Genomic DNA, 16,899 nt, shown 5'->3' with positions numbered 1-16,899 from the left:
CGCGGCCGGCGCCGCACTTTGGCGCCGGCCGCTGTCTTATCACCTGAGCTTGGGGGAAATCGAGATGAAAGCCAGAATCCTGTTGCCGTTCCTGATTGCGCCGGCCATCGGCGTGGCCATCGGCCTGCAGCTCGCGGACGAGCCGGAGCAGGATGCGGCCGCCACGTATTCCGCCGCGACCGCCGCTGCAGCCGCCGCAGGCGAGACGCGCAATGGCGGCGGCCCGGGCGGGCAGGAAGACGGTGCGCCCGGATTTTCATTCGCCGACGTCATGTCGATCATGCGCAGCGGCGGCGACGCGCCGGGCGCATCCGCGCTGCAGCAAGCCTTCGACGAAGCGCTGGCGATGGCGCCGGGAGAGGCGCGCACCCAGGCGCTGCAGCGCGCGTACACCCGCTGGCTGCTCGAGGCGCCGGCGTCGGCCGCCGCGCATATCGAGCGCATTCCCGCCGAAGAGCGTCGCGCGATCGTGTCGGCCGCACTCGCCGTACTGGCGGAACGACGGCCGTCGAACTTCCGGCAGTACGCGGCCACGCTGGGCCAGGAGCGCTCGGACCTGGCGGCGGTGATCGGCGCCATCGCCGAACGACACCCGGGCGAGGCGCTCGAGTGGATACGGGAGCATGCCGATCCCGACAGCGTCGCGGAACTGACCGCCGCCGCCCTGCCGGGGCTGATCCGCAACGATATCGCGGCCGCCGCGCGCGCCGTGGCCGACTTGCAGGAACGGGCGCCCGTCGCCCTGATCCAGCAGGTCGCGGCGGCCTACGCCGGCCATGACCCTGCGCAGGCTTATCAGTGGGTCAGCCAGATCATCGGCAGCCGCAGCGACACCACGCCCGGTCAGTTGCTGGACGAAGTCAGCAGCAGCCTGGCGGCGGGCGATCAGAACGCCGCCGCGCAATTCATGAGCCGCACCCAGGACCCGGCCGTCAGGCAAAGCCTGATGAGCGAACTCGCCATCCGCAAGGGGCAGGACGATCTCGCGGCCGCCTGGAACTGGCTGAATCAGTACAGCAGCGACCCGGTCTACCCGGACGCGGCGCAGAAGCTGCTGTACCGCTGGTCCTATACCAAGCCGCAGGAAGTGGCGCAGATACTCGCCTCGGTGGGCAATCCGACGCTGCAGGCGAACGCGGCCGCGCATCTGACCCGATTCTGGCAGCAGAAGGATCAGGCCTCGTACCAGACCTGGGTGGCGTCGCTGCCGCCCGGCCCGCTGCGCAATTCCGCCATCGCCGCGCGGTAGGGGCTGCGCGCGGAGCGGCGCCGTCCTGTGCTCTAATGGCGCTTCCCGAGCAAACCACAAGACCGTATCGCGGCCGCCGGCATCCGCCGGCGGCGCGCCGTCGCCTATGACCGATCTTTCCGACCTCGCGGGCATCGACGAGACGATGCCCCGCCCCGCCGACACCAGGAATCCGCTGGTCCACGTGTACAGCGACGAGTGGCTGCTGGTCGTGCACAAGCCGGCCGGCCTGCTGGTCCACCGCAGCCCCATCGATCATCACGAGACCGAGTTCGCGCTGCAGTACGCGCGGGCGATGAATGGCGGCGGCCACGTGTACCCGGCGCACCGGCTGGACCGCCCGACCTCGGGACTGCTGGTGTTCGCCCGCGACCCGGCGACGGCGAGCAGGCTGGGCCGCGCCATGATGGCCGGCGAAGTCCGCAAGACCTACCTGGCGATGGTCCGCGGCTGGACGCCGGAAGCCGGCCTGATCGACCATCCGCTGCGCGACGAGCCGGAAGACCGCCGCCGCAAAGACGACATCATGCCGCTGCGCGAGGCGCGCACGCGCTACCGGCGCCTGGCGACCACCGAGATCCCGGTGACGATCGAAGGCCATGAGACCAGCCGCTACAGCCTGCTTGCCCTGTATCCGGAAACCGGACGCAAGCACCAGTTGCGGCGCCACATGAAACACATCAGCCACCCGATCATCGGCGACGCCAACCACGGGCGCGGCCGGCACAACCGCTATTTCGCGCAGCGCTTCGGCCAGGGCCGGCTGATGCTCGCGGCCATCCGCTTGCAGTTCTCTCATCCGGCCACCGGCGAGCCGCTGCACCTGTACGCCGAGCCGGAGGCGAGTTTCATGCAGGTGCTCGGCATCTTCGGCGACGGCGGCGCCATTGCCGGGCTGTGCCGCGACGCGGCGCCCCCGCCCCGGCCGGACCGTCCCTAGCCGCCCTGCTCCGCATCGGACGGCAGGTGCCGCTCCGTCTGCCCGAAGAGTTCGAGCAGACGGATCACCATCCGCACGTTGGCCCCATGAAGCTCCCTGCGTTCCGCGCTGGCGAGCATGCGAAAGCTCTCCCGCTGAAGATCGCGCCTGAGCGCGGCGATCAGCGCCTCTCTCTCGTGCGGAAACAGCATCGGTGTCCTCATGGCGGTTCCTTGCTTGCGTGCGGCGTCGTCGCCGGCTTTTCAGTAAATGCTCGCGGTGGGACGGACGATGATCTCGCTCACGTCCACGTCCGCAGGCTGGGCGATGGCATAGGCGACCGCGCGGGCGATGGCATCCGGGCCGATGGCGATGCGGCGGAACTCCTTCATCTCGGCACGGCCCTGTTCATCGGAAATCGAGTCGGCGAGTTCGGACTCGGTCACGCCCGGGCAGATCACGGTGACCCGGAGATTCGGCCCCGCTTCCTGGCGCAGGCCTTCGGAAATCGCCCATACCGCATATTTCGTCGCGCAGTAGACCGCCGCGGTGGGGCTGACCGCATGCGCGCCGATCGATGCCATGTTGATGACCTGGCCGCTGCCCTGGGCCTGCATCACCGGCAGGGCGGCAGCGATGCCGTGCAGGACGCCGCGGATGTTCACGTCGATCATGCGGTTCCACTCGTCGACCTTGAGCGCCTCGAGCTTCGACAGCGGCATGACGCCGGCGTTGTTGAGGATGACATCGACGCGGCCGAAGGTCGTGTTGGCCAGGGCGACGAAGCGGCGGACATCCTCCAGGTCGGTCACGTCGAGCCGCGCGAAATGCACCGCGCCGCCGACGGCCCGGATCTCGGCCGCGAGCTGTTCGAGGCGTTCGGTGCGGCGGGCGCCGAGCATGACGCGCGCGCCGAGCGATGCCAGGTGACGGGCGGTCGCCTCGCCGATTCCGCTGCTGGCGCCGGTGATGACGACGACCTTGCCTTCGATGCCGGGGAATTGTTGAATGGATGCGTTCATGGTCTTTCCTTTCCTCTCGTTGGTTGAACAAGCGTTGCTCCGATGCCTGGAAGTCTAGGTCCGGCAGGCGTTGCCGGAAATGGCGCTTCTTCCATGATCCTTGCCTTTTCCTACAAGACGCCACCGCGCGCGCACGCGGCGCTCCTGCATGGAATGCCTTGCCGCGCTACCATGTCATGTATGCCGGCATTGCCTGTTCTCGCCCATTCCTCGATATCTATTGCCTGATTCTCTTGCCTTGTGGACGCCGCCTTCGGCATCGACTAGGCTCGGGGAACATGTTTCAGGAGCTCGAAAAATGACAACGGAACACATCCCCCTGTACGACAAGTCGCGCGACAAGCAGCACAGGATGGCCGAGCTGATCAAGACGCTGGCCCCGAACGAGGGCTACACCCTGACGGCGATCGACGGCGTCAAGCTGATGCGCTCGGACCGCGACATCGCGCGCACCCCTGTCCTCTACGAACCCAGCATCGTGGTCGTCGTGTCGGGCAAGAAGCGCGGCTTCATCGGCGACAGCGTGTACAACTACGACGCCCAGCAGTTTCTCGTCCTGTCGGTGCCGCTTCCCTTCGAAAGCGAAACGATCGCGACCCCGGAAGACCCGATGCTCGCGGTGCAGATTCCGCTCGACCTGACCGTGATCGCGGAGCTGCTGGTTACCCTCGACGCCGCCGCCGCGCTGCGCGGCGAGAGCGCGGTCGGCATCTGCTCCACCCGCCTCGACGACAAGCTGACCGATGCCGTGCTGCGCCTCGTCGAAGCACTCGGCTCGCCGCTCGAGTCACGCGCGCTCGGCGCCGCCATCCTGCGCGAAATCTATTTCCGCGCGCTGACGAGCGAACAGGGGCCGGCGATCCGCGCCGCGCTCAACCACCAGAGCTATCACGCCAAGATCAACCGCGCGCTGCGCCGCATCCATGCGGATTACGCGGGCGATCTCGACGTCGACACGCTGGCCGACGAGGCCGGCATGAGCGTGGCGGCATTCCATGCGAGCTTCAAGGCGGTCACCGGCACCTCGCCCATCCAGTACCTGAAGACGGTGCGCCTGCACAAGGCGCGCCTGCTGATGGTCCAGGACGGCATCAATGCCTCCACCGCCGCCGTCAGGGTCGGCTACGAGAGCGCCTCGCAGTTCAGCCGCGAGTTCAAGCGCTTCTTCGGCAGGCCGCCGCTCGAGGAAGCACTGGCGATGAAGAACGCGCTCCTGGTGTCTTCGCACAGCACCGTTTCCGCCTATGTCACCGTCCAGTAAACATGCCGAGCACGAGTGCCAGGTAGACGGCAGCTGGATCAGCGTCGACGGCTCGCTGCGGCTGGACCTGCGGCACGGGTATTTCACCGAGACGCACGTCTTTCCGGGAACGCGCTACGCGGGCCGCTACCTGCTCCGGCATCGCCGGCTGGTGCTGATCGACGGCGATACCGGCCTGCGCACCTCGGCCGCGCTCGCGCCGGGCTGTCTCTACCTGAGGGAATCCACCCTGGTGCGCCTGCACTAGGGCGCCCGCGTGCAGGCGTGCGACGTTCAGGGCTGCATCCTAGCTGTATGCCCCGGCCGGATAAATGCTGGAAGCGCTCCCGCAGCATTCCTGTTTTGGTGATAATCTCCGCTTACTTCTGAAAGGGGGACGGGGATGGATTACTTCAACGCGGTGCGCGCGTTCGCGCGGGTGGCGGAAACCGCAAGCTTCGTCAAGGCAGCCGACTCGCTGCACTTGCCGCGCAATACCGTGACCAAGCTGGTGCAGTCGCTCGAGGCGCACCTGCGCACGAGGCTGCTCAACCGGACGACGCGCCGCGTGTCCCTGACCAACGACGGCGCCGCGTACTATGAGCGCATGGCGCGGCTGCTCGAGGAGTGGCAGGAGGTGGAGGCCGAACTCGCGCATGCGCAATCGCGGCCCCGCGGCCGGCTGAGGGTGGACATGGCGTCGGCCACCGCCACGCTGCTGGTCATCCCGGCCCTGCCCAGCTTCCAGGCGCGCTATCCGGATCTGCAGCTCGACATCGGCGTCAGCGACCGGCCCTCGGACTTCATCGCCGACCGCGTCGACTGCGTGATCCGCGCCGGGAAGATCACCGATCCGTCGCTGGTGGCCCGTCCCCTCGGCGACTTTTCCTTCATCACCTGCGCCGCGCCCGCCTATCTGAAGCAGCACGGCACGCCGACGCATCCGGCGGAACTGGAAGAAGACCATCTGCTGGTCAAGTACTCCTTCGCCAGCGGACGCCATCTTCCGGTCGAACTGTCACGGGACGGCGAGCAGATCGTGGTCCGCGGGCGCCACTTCGTGTCGGTCAACGACGGCAATGCCCTGCTCTCGGCGGGCATGGCGGGCCTGGGCATCGTCCACCTGCCGGCCTTCATCGCCCAGCCCCAGGTCGAGGCCGGACTGCTGCAGCCCGTGCTCGCCGAATGGCAGGCGGCGCCGATCTCCATGTCGGTCGTCTATGCGCCCAATCGCCACCTGAGCGCGCGCGTGCGGGTATTCGTGGACTGGCTGATCGAACTGTTCCAGAACCAGTCATCGTTCAAGTCGAGGCGGCCGCCGCCCGGCCGCTGAGGAAGCCGGCGTTCGCGCCGGCGCAGCGCTCAGGCGGCGATTTCCCGCTCCTGCTTGAGCGTCTGTATGAACCAGCGGCCGGCGGGCCCGGGCGGCATGTCGTTGCGGTAGATGGCGTGCATCGAAAAGGCGGAGCCGACCGAGGGATGCGGCTCGGGCTCGAGACGCACCAGGCGGTTGCCGAGGATATCGTCGCGCACCATGGGTTCGGGCATGTGGCCCCAGCCGAGCCCGGCGAGCAGGAAGGCATGCTTGGCGCCGAGGTCGGCCAGCCGCCAGGAGCGGTCCGAGAGAACGCCGAAGCTGCGTCCCTCGGTACGCGAGGAGCGGTCGGTGAGAACGAGCTGCACATGCTCCTCGAGCACCGAATGCGGCACCGGGCCGCGCAGGGCGGCCAGCGGATGCGCAGGCGCGACCACGGTGACGGCCGGCACCCGCGTCAGGTACTCGGAGCCGCAGGCCTCGGGCACTTCCGGCAGCGAGCCGATGATGCCGACGCGGCAGTGGCCGTCGAGTACCGGCTGCAGCACCGCGCCCAGCGCTTCCACGTACAGCCGCAGGGGCGTTTGCGGGAAGGCCTTGTGGAATTCGCCGACGGCGCGGGTGAGCGCCTTGATCGGGTACATGACATCGACCGCCACCGACAGCTCGGGCTCCAGGCCCTCGGCGAGCGCCCTCGCCCTCGCCTTGAATCCATCCATGCAGGCGACCGCCGCGCGGGCTTCCGTCAGCAGGACCTTGCCGACCTCGGTAAGACGGGGCGCGCGTCCGGCCCGCACGAACAGCGGAAGACCGACCTGGTATTCGAGATTGGCGACGGTCTGGCTGACCACCGACTGCGCCCTTCGCAGCTTCCTCGCCGCAGCCGAAAAGCTGCCTTCCTCCGCCGCAGCGATGAATGTTCGCAACTGGTCCATGGACATGCCGTCTAACATCTATCGGTCCTCCGGATAGGAGCTATCGAAGAAAAATATATTCCCGCTTTCGGGTAAGGAAGCTAGGATCGGGTGCTGCGGGGGAATGTTGCGATGCACGAGAAATATACAACAAGCCTGCCGCGCCCGCAGGCGCCGCCCCTGACGGACCGGGGCCGTCCGATTTTCACACTGCTGCGACACCGCGGCATCAACATGCAGCATTAACAGGAGCTTCAATGGCAAAGGTTCTCGTTCTCTACTATTCCTCCTACGGCCACATCGAGAAAATGGCAGAGGCCATCGCAGAAGGCGCCCGCAGCACGGGCGCGCAGGTCGACATCAAGCGCGTCCCGGAGACGGTGCCGGAAGATATCGCGCGCAAGGCCCACTTCAAGCTGGATCAGGCCGCGCCGGTGGCGCAGGTCGCCGACCTGGAGAACTATGACGCGATCATCGTCGGCACCGGCACGCGCTATGGACGCATGAGTTCGCAGATGGCCGCCTTCCTCGACCAGACCGGCGGCCTGTGGGCACGCGGCGCGCTCAACGGCAAGGTCGGCGCCGCTTTCGCTTCCAGCGCGACGCAGCACGGCGGCCAGGAAACCACGCTGTTCTCCATCATCACGAACCTCCTGCATTTCGGCATGACGGTCGTCGGCCTGCCTTACAGCTTCCAGGGTCAGATGAGCGTGAGCGAGATCGTCGGCGGCGCACCGTACGGCGCGACCACGATCGCGGGCGGAGACGGCAGCCGCCAGCCGAGCGAGATCGAACTCGCCGGCGCGCGTCACCAGGGCGAACTCGTCGCCCGCACGGCTGCGAAGCTCTTCGGCTGATGCTTGCGGGCGGGCAGGCCCCGCGGCACGTGCGTGCACGAGGGGCCTGCCCGCCGCATGGAGATTGCGGCACAGGGGCGGCGCGTGAAGCGCGCGCCCCGGTCGAATCGCTAGTCGTTCAGCGCCGCCTTCGCCGCCTGTTCCGGCGACAGGCCGTCATAGAACATGTCGGTGAACCACTCGACGTTTTCCTCGATATGCTCCTGCGCCTGGTCCAGCGTGGCGCCGCCGGCGACCAGAAAACCTTCCACTTCGGTACACCACTGAATCAGGGCGGCGGTTTCGGGATCGAGCTTTTCCTTCTTGGACATCAAATTTCCTGACTCTCGGTGATGATTGTCGTCGCACGCGAGCGCGTGCGCGCGAAGCCTGCGGGCATGATAACAGCAGCGCCGCCCGCGCACAGCGTGCCTGGCCCATCCCGACGGTCTTGCCGGTCGCCATCTTCATCGCCCTTCGCGGCGCGGCGATATCAGGTCCGTCCGCCATCCTCGCCGAGCAACGCAAGCGCGGTGTCGATGAAGGCTTGCACATTCGGGGACGCATACTTCCCGCCCGGATAAACGAAAGTGAAGCCGCCGCCGGCCTTGAGCTTCCAGTCGGCGAGCACCGGCACCAGCGCACCCGAGGTCGCGGCATCCGCCGCAAGGAAATCGGGCAGCAGGCCTATGCCTTCGCCCAGTATCAGCATCGCCTTGATGGCCTCGAAATCGTCGACCACCATGCGTGAGGGCATGGACGCTTTTGCCTCGGCCTTGCCTCTTGTCGCGCGCGTCAGGCGCACCGGATCCATGCCCGCATAGGTAACGCAACGGTGTGCCGCGAGGTCCTTCGGGTGGCGCGGCATGCCGGCCGCCTTCAGGTAGCGGGGCGAGGCCCAGAGATGCATGGACAGGTCGAAGTAGCGCCTCGCGATCATCGAGGAATCCTTGAGATGGCCGACGCGGATCGCGAGGTCGATGCCTTCGCCGACGAGGTCGAAGAGCCGGTTGGACAGCAGCATCTCGACGCGGGTATCCGGGTAGCTGTCGAGGTAGGCGCGGGCGACCTTCGGCAGCAGCGTGTGACCGAGGTCGATCGGCGCGGTCACGCGCAGCAGGCCGCTCGGACGGTCGCGCACCGAAAGCAGCGCCGACTCGCCGAGTTCGATCTCATGCACCGCCTTAGCGCAGTGCCGGTAATAGCGCTCGCCCGCCGGCGTCATGTTCAGCTTGCGCGTGGTCCGGTGCAGCAGTCCGATGCCCAGCCGCTTCTCCAGCGCGGCCACCTTGGCGCTGACCGTGGTCTTCGGCATCTTCATCAGTCTCGCGGCGGCGGAAAAACTTCCTGCCTCGACCACCCTGACGAATACGGCGACGGCGTCGAGATCCATCGACTCTCCTTGATTGTCCATCCGGTTGCACAGTGTTTCCCTACTTTACCATCTAGTGCAAGGCGCGACGCGCACTTACAGTATGCGCAAGTTCCACCCCAACCCTTTGAAGGAGCACTTCATGCTTGCCATTACCGGCGCATCCGGCCAGCTGGGCCGACTCGTGATCAAGAAGCTGCTGGAAAAACTCCCCGCGGGCGAGATCGTCGCCGCGGTGCGCGATCCCGCGAAGGTCGCCGACCTCGCGGCCGCGGGCGTACAGGTGAGACAGGCGGATTACGACCGGCCGGAGACGCTTGCGACCGCCTTCGAGGGCGTCGACAGGCTGCTGCTCATCTCGTCCAGCGAGGTGGGCCGGCGCGCCGTCCAGCACCGCGCGGTGATCGACGCCGCGAGACGCGCCGGGGTCGGCCTCATCGCCTACACCAGCATCCTGCACGCGGACAGCTCGCCGCTCCCCCTCGCGGCCGAGCACAAGGAGACCGAAGCCATGCTGCGCGCCTCGGGCATTCCCCATGTACTGCTGCGCAATGGCTGGTACACCGAGAATTATCTGGCGGGCGTGCCGACGGCGCTGAAGCTGGGCGCCCTGTTCGGCGCGGCGGGAGAAGGCAGGATCTCTTCCGCAGCGCGCGAAGACTATGCGCATGCGGCGGCCGCGGTGCTGACACGGGACGACCAGGCGGGGCGGGTGTATGAACTGGCCGGCGACGAGGCCTATACGCTGGGCGAATTCGCCGCCGACATCGCACGCGCGTCGGGAAAGGCGGTAGCCTATGACAATCTTCCCGAGGCGGCCTTCCGGGCGGCGCTGGTGCAGGCCGGACTGCCGGATGGACTGGCGACGCTGCTGGCCGAATCGGATGCGGGCGCCGCCAGGGGCGGGCTGTTCGACGACAGCCGCCAGCTGAGCACGCTCATCGGGCGCCCCACCACGCCTCGAGCCGTGCTGCTGAAGGCCGCGCTCGGGCAATAGCCGACGTATCGCGGTATCGCGGAAACGGCGCGTGCCGGCACGGGCGCGCCCCGCGCAAGGAAACATCATGAATGCATCAAGATTACCGGTGTACTTTCTTTCTCATGGCGGCGGACCATGGCCGTATGTCGAGTCCATGCGGCCGATGTTCGCGCGCACCGCCGCCGAGTTCGCCGCCCTGCCCGCACGGCTGCCGTCGCGGCCGAAGGCGATACTGGCGATCTCGGGCCACTGGGAGGCGCCGGACTTCACCGTCTCGACCGCCGAGCGGCCGCCGATGGAGTACGACTATTACGGCTTTCCCGAGCATACCTACCACATCAGCTACCCTGCGCCCGGCGCGCCCGCGCTCGCGGCCCGGGTGAAAGATTTGTTGTCGTCCTCCGGCCTCGGGGTGAGCGAAGATGCGGCGCGCGGGTTCGACCACGGCGTGTTCGTGCCGCTGAGCCTGATGTACCCGCAGGCCGACGTGCCCGTCGTCATGCTGTCGCTCAGGTCCGGCTATGACGCGGCGGAGCATATCCGGGCAGGCCAGGCCCTCGCGCCGCTGCGCGACGAGGGCATACTGATCATCGGCAGCGGCCTGACCTATCACAACATGCGCGGTTTCGGCCGCGACGAATCGACGCCGGTGGCCGAAGCGTTCGAAGCCTATCTGAACCGCGCGATCAGCCAGAAAAGCGCGGCCGCGCGGAACGACATGCTGGTGCACTGGGAGAACGGCCCCGGTGCGCGTCTCGCCCATCCACGCGAAGACCATCTCGTGCCGCTGATGGTGGTGGCCGGGGCGGCCGGAGAGCACACCGGGCGCGCCCTGTTCATCGATCACGCGATGAAGGTGCCGATGGCGTCCTACGAGTTCGGCGCGGCGGCGGCGTGACGGCCGGAAGGCCTGGGCAGCCTTGGGTATAGTAGGCGCATGTCAGCCACCCGAAAACATCCTGTCACGCCGGACGGACGCTACTTCGTCGTGAACGGCCGGCTCTGGCGCATGAGCAATCCCGCGCTCGCGCCGGAAGAACGGCAGGCACTGGTCGACCGGCTGATGCACGCGCGCAGGCAGGTCGGGATCGCCCTCAAGGCAGGCGATGCCGAAGCGGAGCGCCGCGCGCGTGCGGCAGTCGATGCGGCCAAGCACGCGCTGGGAGAAAGGGGGCCGGTGTGGTGGACCGACGGCGCGCCCGACTTCAATCGCCGGCTGGCGGCCAACACGCCCTACGCCGACTGGTACGCGGCACTCGCCTCCGGCGACCCGGCCTGAGCGCGGTCGGCCCGCGCCCATGACCTGTCAGCTCAGCTCGACGGCGGTCGACACCGCCCAGGTGTTCCGTCCGCTGCGCTTGGCCTGGTAAAGCGCCTTGTCGGCCTCTTTCAGTAATGTTTCGGCGCTGCCGCCATTGCCGGGATAAAAGGCAATGCCGATGCTGATCCCCACCGAAACCTCGCCCTTCTCCAGCGAGAAGGGCCGGCCGATGGTGACGAGGATTTTCCGGGCCAATGCTTCCGCCGCATGCAGGTTGAGCATCTCCGGCAGCACCGCGACAAACTCGTCGCCGCCGAGGCGTCCGACCGTGTCTCCCGCGCGCAGGCATCCGGTCAGCCGGCTCGCCACCTGCCGGAGCAGTTCGTCGCCGGCGTCGTGGCCGAGGCTGTCGTTGACGGCCTTGAAGCGGTCGAGATCCATGAAGAAGACGCAGACGGGCTTGTCGCTCCTGCAGCACAGGGAAATGGCCGAGACCAGGCGTTCGGTCGTCAGGGCGCGATTCGGCAGGCCGGTCAGGTTGTCGAAGAGCGCCAGCCGCCTGATCTGCGACTCGGCGAGCTTGCGGTCGGTGACGTCTCTCGCGACGCTGATGACGGCGAGCGCGCCATCGTAGTCGGTCAGGTGGGCGGTGATCTCGAGGACGATCGCGGCGCCGGTCGCCGACGTGCAGGACGCTTCGAATGCAATCGTCCCCGCCGACTTCAGCACGTTCAGCCTGTCGTGATACTGCGCCCTGAACATCCCCCGGTCGTTCAGCGCGTCGCCGCCGAAGGAGCTGGCCGCGGTGAATCCCAGCAGGGCCTGGGCGGCGCTGTTGGCTTCGACCAGGCGCCCATCCAGCCGGTGCACGAACATCGGGTCGCCGGCGGAGTTGAAGATGACGCGGAACCTCGCCTCGGACTGGCGCCGGCGCTCTTCGGCCTGGCGCAGGTCGGTCACGTCGCGGAACACGATCACCGCGCCGCGGACCTTGCCCTCGCTTTCGACGAGGTTGATCGAGTATTCGACCCTGAAGCTGCTCCCGTCCCGCCGCCAGAAGACATCGGATGTCACCCTGGCGGACCTCCCGCTCCCGAGACAGGCAAGAATGGCGCATGCCTGGCGCGGCTGTTCCCGTCCGTCTTCGGACGCGTGGTGGATGGTCTCATGCATGTCCTTGCCGACCAGCTCCGCGGTGCTGTAGCCGGTCAGGCGCAGGGCCTCGGGATTGGCGAAGCTGATGCGTCCCTCGGGGTCGACGCCGAACACGCCTTCGCCCACGGATTCGAGCAGCAGCCTGACTTCGTTGCGACTGTCGCGCAATGCCTGCTCACGGCTCGCGATCAGGCTGCTCATGCTGTCGAAGGCGACGGCGACTTCCTGAAACTCCTTCACATGCGTGATTTGTCCAAAGCTCACCGCCTCGCCCTGGCCGACGAGGCGGGTGGCGTTCAGCAGCTGATGAATCGGACGGCTGAGGAAGGAGAAGCCCCACCACGTGCCCGCGAACGCGGCGACGAAGACGAGGATCAGCCACAGCAGCGCGGTGGGCGCCACGGCGCCGGCCGACGCGCTGCCCGTACCGACGGCGGTCAGGACGGTTCCGCCCGTCTCGGTCATGCGCGCGTAGGCAAAAAGGCGCCGTTCTCCGTCCAGGTCGACGAGGCTGACGAATCCTTCTCCGGCCGCCTCCGGCGAGCGGACCTCATCGGGCAGCGCCATCACCGCGCCGACCCGTTTGCTGTCGCTCGGCGCATGGGCGAGCACCCGCCCCTCGGCGTCAAGCACGCGGATGATCGCGTTGCTGTACTCCTGCGTGGTCTTGATGCTCTCTTCCAGCCAGTCCAGCTTGATCGCGCCAAGCAGAATGGCGACGGTCTTGCCGCTCGCATCGCGCACCGGATGCCCGAACGGCAGGATCGGCAGCCCCGAAGAACGGCCGATCACATAGCCGCCATTCGCGAAATCATCCGCGCGGCGGGTGGCTTTGAACCAGGCCCGGTCGGCGACGTTGATGCCGGAAACGGGTTCGCTGTCGCACACCAGGTCGCCATTCAGCGAGAACACGCCGAAGCCGGTGTATGCCTTGTATGCCTGATCCCGCATCGCGGCCGCCAGCGTCCTGTTGCAGCTATCCCAGTCCGCGCCCGTCATCGCGGGCATGTGCGAGAACGCCGCCAGCACGCCGCGCGTCGTGCGCACCACTTCCGCATTGAGGGCGGTGATGCCGCGGGCGATATGCAGGGCCGCACTGCGCTCGGCCGCCTCGAGATCCGCCGCGGCGTCATCCGCGATCACGGACGCAAGGATGAGCGCGGGCGCGATAAGAATCGAGACGAATATGAGAATGACAATTCGGAGGGAGAGGGTGCGCATTGCATTTGTCGGCACCCGGGGATCCAGAGTGTGCCACGTATCAGGAGCGGCAATTTCACCAAAGCAAGTTACGCGCGCCCTTGATCCAGGTCAACTTTGGCAGGCTATGTGGTTGAATTGCATCGCCGACGAAATGCTCGCCCGGCGGCGCGACGCGCGAAATCTCACACCGCGCTGCCGAGGCTCATGGGCGGACCAGGCGGGACGACGAGGGGACGTGACACCCCTGTCCGGCCGTCACCGGCGCTGTATCGTGTACAACTCCTTGGCGCGCGCGCGGGTGAACAGCTGAGGCAGTACGCGCAGCGATTTGACGGCAAGAGACTTCACCGCGAGACTCAGGCCCTGCATGTCCGCCATCTTCGCCCGCAGCAGCCGGCCGTGCGCGCCCTGGTCGAACAGCATGGGCAGCCAGGCGGACGGGGATGTGAGCGGATGGCGGGTGAGGAATTCGCCCTGCGTCAGCATCGACATCGGCGCGTCCTCGGCGGGCGGCGAGATGCTCTGGGCGACGAAATTGAGCCCCGCGCCGACCGATGCGGTCAGCGTGGCCCAGTAGCGCGGATTGGATTCGATCAGGTAGACCCTGCCGCTGTCGTGCTCGATGCGCGCATCCAGGTTCATCACGCCGTTGTATGCGCTGGCGGCCACGATGCGATGGGCCAGCATGCGCATCTGCTCATTGTCGAAGAAGCACATCTTCGCCCCTTCCCGCCGGCGCAAGGCAAGCGCCCTGATCGTGCCGCGCAGCGCGAACAGGTCGATGCAGACATCGGTGCCGGCGACATAGCGCTGCGCCACCAGGGTGCGGTAACGGTAATCCGCATCGTCGAGCAGGCGCCGCAAATCATCCTCGCCCTGTATCACCTGCACCCCGGTGGATCCCGCCTCGTTGCTCGGCTTGAGGATGAAGGGCACGCCGAGCCGGGCAGCGATGCGTCCGTAGTCGAGGTCTTCCTTGCGTCCGATGTAGAGGGTCTCGGGCACGCTCAGCCCATGGGCCTTGCAGAACTGGAAGAACCGCCATTTGTCGTCGAACATGTCCATCAGCTCGACATCGGGCAAGGGGATGGTCCTGAATGGCAGCTCGTCGCGCACGCGGCTGATCATGCGCATGCTCGCGCAGTCGACGGGCACCAGCGTGGCGTGGGGCTCGCGCTCCGCGATGCGCTTCAGCTGACGCAACAGCTGCTCATCGTCCGGCCGCTCGAAATCGATCTCGACCATGTCCTTGCACAACGCGGAAAAGCGCAGCTTGCGCGTGTTCGGTCCGCCGAGCACGGTGCATCTGAAATCGCCGGCGCTGCGCAAGGCCATCAGCACTTGCGGCACCAGGGTATTGCAACCGCCCATTACGACAAAGCTTTGCATTCTTCTTGTCTCCAATACGGCCTGCCCGAGGGGCAAGCATTTGCCGGCTAGTCACCGGGATTCGAAAACCAAGGCGTCAATCTATTTGATCGTTGTTAAAAGCAAAACACTTCGCGCAGAGAAAGTCGGGCTGGCGTGATTTCGCTCAACCCCGCATCCTCTCGTTGGTACTCACTGCATGTGCCGGGAGAAACATTGCGAGCCGCAAGAACGGCGCCCTGAAAAAGGCGGTCCAAACCCGCATCACCCTGCAGGAGGCCCCATGCCATCGCGCCCGTTACTGTTGATGCTCGTCACGCTGCTGCTCGGCGGCTGCATGATTTCGCGGGAAGGCATACGGCCCAGTCCGCAGCGCCCTTCGGTGCAGGGCACGAACGATGCGCAGGGCTCGCCGCTCTCCGTACCGGGGAGCGGCATGGGCGTGGGCTCGGGAAATCCGGCGGGCAGTGCTCCGTCGGCCGGGGCCGCCACACCGGCAAGATGATCGCGACCTGGGCCTGGTCGGCGCCATTCCGGCAAGCCCGCCCTGCCAATGCATCGAGCGGTTGAATGATGAGAGTGTTTACGGCGGGCTGAGTTCGCTCACCGCCGAACACGAACGGTGAGCGTGCGCGCGCGAACGCGCTGCATGGCAGGCATGAGACGGCGGGCCGGGTCGCCGTGTGGCATCGTGCGCCGGGAACAGGGCCGCGCCGGGAGGGGAAAGTCTGAACGTGCTACGGATTCAGGCGCGTGCCGGCAGCACCGTCCCCCAGCATTCGCCGAACCCGATCCGGCTCGCGCCCGGCTTTTCGCACCAGGCGCGCAGCACGACGGAGTCGCCGTCTTCGAGGAATGCGCGGGTTTCGCCGTTCGGCAATTGCAGCGGCGTTTTTCCGCCCGCGGTCAGTTCGACCAGGGCGCCCGCCTGGTCCAGCGTCGGCCCGGAAAGCGTGCCGCTGCCGAACAGGTCGCCCGCCTGCAGATTGCAGCCGTTCACGGTGTGGTGCGCCACCATCTGCGCGACCGTCCAGTAGGCGTGCCGATAGTTGGTGCGGCAGATGCTGGCCTCGCGCTGCCCGGCCTGCTGCATGGCGGCGGTGCGCAGACCCACTTCCAGCTCGATGTCGAAAGCGCCGGCGGCCCGGTTCTGTTCCGAGTCGAGGTAGGGAAGCGGCTGCGGATCGCCGGCCGCGCGGCTGAACGGCAGGCGATAGGGAGCCAGCGCTTCCAGCGCCACGATCCAGGGCGAGACGGTGGTGGCGAAGTTCTTGGAAAGGAAGGGACCGAGCGGCTGGTATTCCCAGCCCTGGATATCGCGCGCCGACCAGTCGTTGAGCAGGCAGATGCCGAACACATGGGACTCGGCCTCGCCGATCGGTACCGCCTCCCCCAGCGCATTGCCCCGGCCGATGAAGATGCCGAGCTCGAGTTCGATGTCCAGCCGCTTGCTCGGGCCGAACCCGGGCTTGTCCGCGCCCGGCGGCATGGTCTGTCCGCTCGGACGGCGGAAGGCGTGCCCGGAGACGACGATGCTCGACGCACGCCCGTGGTAGCCGATCGGCACCCATTTGTAGTTGGGCAGGAGCGGATTGTCGGGCCGGAACTGCTTGCCGATGTTGGTGGCGTGATGGACGGAGGTATAGAAGTCGGTGTAGTCGCCGATGCGCGCGGGTACGTCGTATTCGGCCTCGGCCTGCGGCACCAGGCAGGACTGCAGTCGCGACTGTTCCGCGGCCCCTTCGCGCAAAGCCCGCGACAGGCTCAGGCGCAATGCGCGCCAGGCCGGTTCGCCCAGCGCCATCAGGGCATTGAGCTTGTCCTGCCCCGCGGCGCTCGCGGCGTCCTCCGCCTCGCCGCTGAAGACCCCGGTCGCGGCCGCCGCCGCCATGTCGAGGATCTGGTCGCCGATGGCCACGCCGCCGCGGAAGGCTTCGCCGCCGCCACGACGGCGGAAGACCGCGAAAGGCAGATTCTGGATCGGGAAGTCGCAGTCCCGGGCATTGGCGGATGCGACCCAGCTGCGCAGCGCGGGATCGTGGGTTTCATTCAGGGTGATCATCGGA

General features: G+C 67.2%; 18 protein-coding genes. 10 read left to right on the top strand and 8 right to left on the bottom strand.

What is annotated here, in order from left to right; genetic code table 11:
* Nucleotides 1-64: 64 nt before the first annotated feature.
* Nucleotides 65-1,249: a hypothetical protein gene (locus NCCP691_RS17030; protein ID WP_220809759.1), complete on the top strand. Its 1,185-nt coding sequence runs from the start codon at nt 65-67 to the stop codon at nt 1,247-1,249.
* Between the two features lie 106 nt (nt 1,250-1,355).
* Nucleotides 1,356-2,189 (top strand): pseudouridine synthase, encoded by an 834-nt coding sequence (locus NCCP691_RS17025; protein WP_220809758.1) that lies wholly within the window; start codon nt 1,356-1,358, stop codon nt 2,187-2,189.
* Here NCCP691_RS17025 and NCCP691_RS17020 read toward each other — a convergent pair.
* The gene (locus NCCP691_RS17020; RefSeq protein WP_220809757.1) at nt 2,186-2,392 is read right to left on the bottom strand and encodes a hypothetical protein; all 207 of its coding nucleotides are present in this window, start codon (nt 2,390-2,392) and stop codon (nt 2,186-2,188) included. The two genes, NCCP691_RS17025 and NCCP691_RS17020, sit on opposite strands and share 4 nt — an antisense overlap.
* 39 nt (nt 2,393-2,431) lie before the next feature.
* Entirely contained in the window at nt 2,432-3,190 is a 759-nt protein-coding gene (locus NCCP691_RS17015; RefSeq protein ID WP_220809756.1) for an SDR family oxidoreductase, read from the bottom strand.
* Nucleotides 3,191-3,488: 298 nt separating this feature from the next.
* On the opposite strand from NCCP691_RS17015, the gene NCCP691_RS17010 reads away from it, so the two are divergent.
* The 3 genes from NCCP691_RS17010 (at nt 3,489) to NCCP691_RS17000 (ending at nt 5,763) form a co-directional block, all read left to right on the top strand.
* Nucleotides 3,489-4,451, top strand: a complete 963-nt coding sequence (locus NCCP691_RS17010) for an AraC family transcriptional regulator (protein ID WP_220809755.1) — start codon at nt 3,489-3,491, stop codon at nt 4,449-4,451.
* Nucleotides 4,435-4,698, top strand: a complete 264-nt coding sequence (locus NCCP691_RS17005) for a hypothetical protein (RefSeq protein WP_220809754.1) — start codon at nt 4,435-4,437, stop codon at nt 4,696-4,698. The genes NCCP691_RS17010 and NCCP691_RS17005 overlap by 17 nt, the downstream gene beginning before the upstream one ends.
* Nucleotides 4,699-4,833: 135 nt before the next feature.
* Complete coding sequence (locus NCCP691_RS17000; RefSeq protein WP_220809753.1) at nt 4,834-5,763, top strand: LysR family transcriptional regulator; 930 nt, start codon at nt 4,834-4,836, stop codon at nt 5,761-5,763.
* Between the two features lie 29 nt (nt 5,764-5,792).
* On the opposite strand, the gene NCCP691_RS16995 is transcribed toward NCCP691_RS17000, so the two are convergent.
* Nucleotides 5,793-6,698: a LysR family transcriptional regulator gene (locus NCCP691_RS16995; RefSeq protein WP_220809752.1), complete on the bottom strand. Its 906-nt coding sequence runs from the start codon at nt 6,696-6,698 to the stop codon at nt 5,793-5,795.
* A gap of 218 nt (nt 6,699-6,916) precedes the next feature.
* Here NCCP691_RS16995 and wrbA point away from each other — a divergent pair, with 218 nt between their 5' ends.
* Nucleotides 6,917-7,516, top strand: a complete 600-nt coding sequence (gene wrbA / locus NCCP691_RS16990; protein ID WP_220809751.1) for an NAD(P)H:quinone oxidoreductase — start codon at nt 6,917-6,919, stop codon at nt 7,514-7,516.
* A gap of 110 nt (nt 7,517-7,626) precedes the next feature.
* On the opposite strand, the gene NCCP691_RS16985 is transcribed toward wrbA, so the two are convergent.
* Nucleotides 7,627-7,827: a hypothetical protein gene (locus NCCP691_RS16985; RefSeq protein WP_220809750.1), complete on the bottom strand. Its 201-nt coding sequence runs from the start codon at nt 7,825-7,827 to the stop codon at nt 7,627-7,629.
* 161 nt (nt 7,828-7,988) lie between these two features.
* A complete protein-coding gene (locus tag NCCP691_RS16980) occupies nt 7,989-8,888 on the bottom strand; it encodes a LysR family transcriptional regulator (RefSeq protein ID WP_220809749.1) in 900 nt (299 codons plus the stop codon).
* A gap of 121 nt (nt 8,889-9,009) precedes the next feature.
* Between NCCP691_RS16980 and NCCP691_RS16975 the strand changes: the two genes are divergently transcribed.
* From NCCP691_RS16975 to NCCP691_RS16965, 3 genes are all read left to right on the top strand, one after another.
* A complete protein-coding gene (locus tag NCCP691_RS16975) occupies nt 9,010-9,864 on the top strand; it encodes an SDR family oxidoreductase (protein ID WP_220809748.1) in 855 nt (284 codons plus the stop codon).
* 67 nt (nt 9,865-9,931) lie between these two features.
* The gene (locus NCCP691_RS16970; protein ID WP_220809747.1) at nt 9,932-10,744 is read left to right on the top strand and encodes a DODA-type extradiol aromatic ring-opening family dioxygenase; all 813 of its coding nucleotides are present in this window, start codon (nt 9,932-9,934) and stop codon (nt 10,742-10,744) included.
* A 39-nt stretch (nt 10,745-10,783) separates the two neighbouring features.
* Nucleotides 10,784-11,125 (top strand): hypothetical protein, encoded by a 342-nt coding sequence (locus NCCP691_RS16965; RefSeq protein WP_238482478.1) that lies wholly within the window; start codon nt 10,784-10,786, stop codon nt 11,123-11,125.
* A gap of 27 nt (nt 11,126-11,152) precedes the next feature.
* Here NCCP691_RS16965 and NCCP691_RS16960 read toward each other — a convergent pair whose 3' ends face one another.
* Together NCCP691_RS16960 and NCCP691_RS16955 are read right to left on the bottom strand one after the other, a co-directional pair.
* A complete protein-coding gene (locus NCCP691_RS16960) occupies nt 11,153-13,483 on the bottom strand; it encodes a sensor domain-containing diguanylate cyclase (RefSeq protein ID WP_220809746.1) in 2,331 nt (776 codons plus the stop codon).
* Between the two features lie 237 nt (nt 13,484-13,720).
* Nucleotides 13,721-14,854, bottom strand: coding sequence for an ATP-grasp domain-containing protein (locus NCCP691_RS16955; RefSeq protein WP_220809745.1), 1,134 nt, complete (start codon nt 14,852-14,854; stop codon nt 13,721-13,723).
* 262 nt (nt 14,855-15,116) lie between these two features.
* Between NCCP691_RS16955 and NCCP691_RS16950 the strand changes: the two genes are divergently transcribed.
* Nucleotides 15,117-15,338: a hypothetical protein gene (locus NCCP691_RS16950; protein ID WP_220809744.1), complete on the top strand. Its 222-nt coding sequence runs from the start codon at nt 15,117-15,119 to the stop codon at nt 15,336-15,338.
* Nucleotides 15,339-15,578: 240 nt separating this feature from the next.
* Here the strand turns inward: NCCP691_RS16950 and fahA are convergent, their stop codons facing one another.
* Nucleotides 15,579-16,895, bottom strand: coding sequence for a fumarylacetoacetase (fahA, locus tag NCCP691_RS16945; RefSeq protein ID WP_220809743.1), 1,317 nt, complete (start codon nt 16,893-16,895; stop codon nt 15,579-15,581).
* Nucleotides 16,896-16,899: the final 4 nt, after the last annotated feature.

The organism is Noviherbaspirillum aridicola, from assembly GCF_019656455.1.
Taxonomy (GTDB): Bacteria; Pseudomonadota; Gammaproteobacteria; order Burkholderiales; family Burkholderiaceae_D; genus Noviherbaspirillum; species Noviherbaspirillum aridicola.
The sequence above is the reverse complement of the archived record's forward strand: the minus strand, read 5'-3'. Positions and strand labels throughout refer to the sequence as shown.

Bases quoted from the DNA above. Each gene is read 5' to 3' on its own strand.
- NCCP691_RS17030 (WP_220809759.1), top strand. From the start codon at position 65: ATGAAAGCCAGAATCCTGTTGCCGTTCCTGATTGCGCCGGCCATCGGC.
- NCCP691_RS17025 (WP_220809758.1), top strand. From the start codon at position 1,356: ATGACCGATCTTTCCGACCTCGCGGGCATCGACGAGACGATGCCCCGC.
- NCCP691_RS17020 (WP_220809757.1), bottom strand. From the start codon at position 2,392: ATGAGGACACCGATGCTGTTTCCGCACGAGAGAGAGGCGCTGATCGCC.
- NCCP691_RS17015 (WP_220809756.1), bottom strand. From the start codon at position 3,190: ATGAACGCATCCATTCAACAATTCCCCGGCATCGAAGGCAAGGTCGTC.
- NCCP691_RS17010 (WP_220809755.1), top strand. From the start codon at position 3,489: ATGACAACGGAACACATCCCCCTGTACGACAAGTCGCGCGACAAGCAG.
- NCCP691_RS17005 (WP_220809754.1), top strand. From the start codon at position 4,435: ATGTCACCGTCCAGTAAACATGCCGAGCACGAGTGCCAGGTAGACGGC.
- NCCP691_RS17000 (WP_220809753.1), top strand. From the start codon at position 4,834: ATGGATTACTTCAACGCGGTGCGCGCGTTCGCGCGGGTGGCGGAAACC.
- NCCP691_RS16995 (WP_220809752.1), bottom strand. From the start codon at position 6,698: ATGTTAGACGGCATGTCCATGGACCAGTTGCGAACATTCATCGCTGCG.
- wrbA (WP_220809751.1), top strand. From the start codon at position 6,917: ATGGCAAAGGTTCTCGTTCTCTACTATTCCTCCTACGGCCACATCGAG.
- NCCP691_RS16985 (WP_220809750.1), bottom strand. From the start codon at position 7,827: ATGTCCAAGAAGGAAAAGCTCGATCCCGAAACCGCCGCCCTGATTCAG.
- NCCP691_RS16980 (WP_220809749.1), bottom strand. From the start codon at position 8,888: ATGGATCTCGACGCCGTCGCCGTATTCGTCAGGGTGGTCGAGGCAGGA.
- NCCP691_RS16975 (WP_220809748.1), top strand. From the start codon at position 9,010: ATGCTTGCCATTACCGGCGCATCCGGCCAGCTGGGCCGACTCGTGATC.
- NCCP691_RS16970 (WP_220809747.1), top strand. From the start codon at position 9,932: ATGAATGCATCAAGATTACCGGTGTACTTTCTTTCTCATGGCGGCGGA.
- NCCP691_RS16965 (WP_238482478.1), top strand. From the start codon at position 10,784: ATGTCAGCCACCCGAAAACATCCTGTCACGCCGGACGGACGCTACTTC.
- NCCP691_RS16960 (WP_220809746.1), bottom strand. From the start codon at position 13,483: ATGCGCACCCTCTCCCTCCGAATTGTCATTCTCATATTCGTCTCGATT.
- NCCP691_RS16955 (WP_220809745.1), bottom strand. From the start codon at position 14,854: ATGCAAAGCTTTGTCGTAATGGGCGGTTGCAATACCCTGGTGCCGCAA.
- NCCP691_RS16950 (WP_220809744.1), top strand. From the start codon at position 15,117: ATGCCATCGCGCCCGTTACTGTTGATGCTCGTCACGCTGCTGCTCGGC.
- fahA (WP_220809743.1), bottom strand. From the start codon at position 16,895: ATGATCACCCTGAATGAAACCCACGATCCCGCGCTGCGCAGCTGGGTC.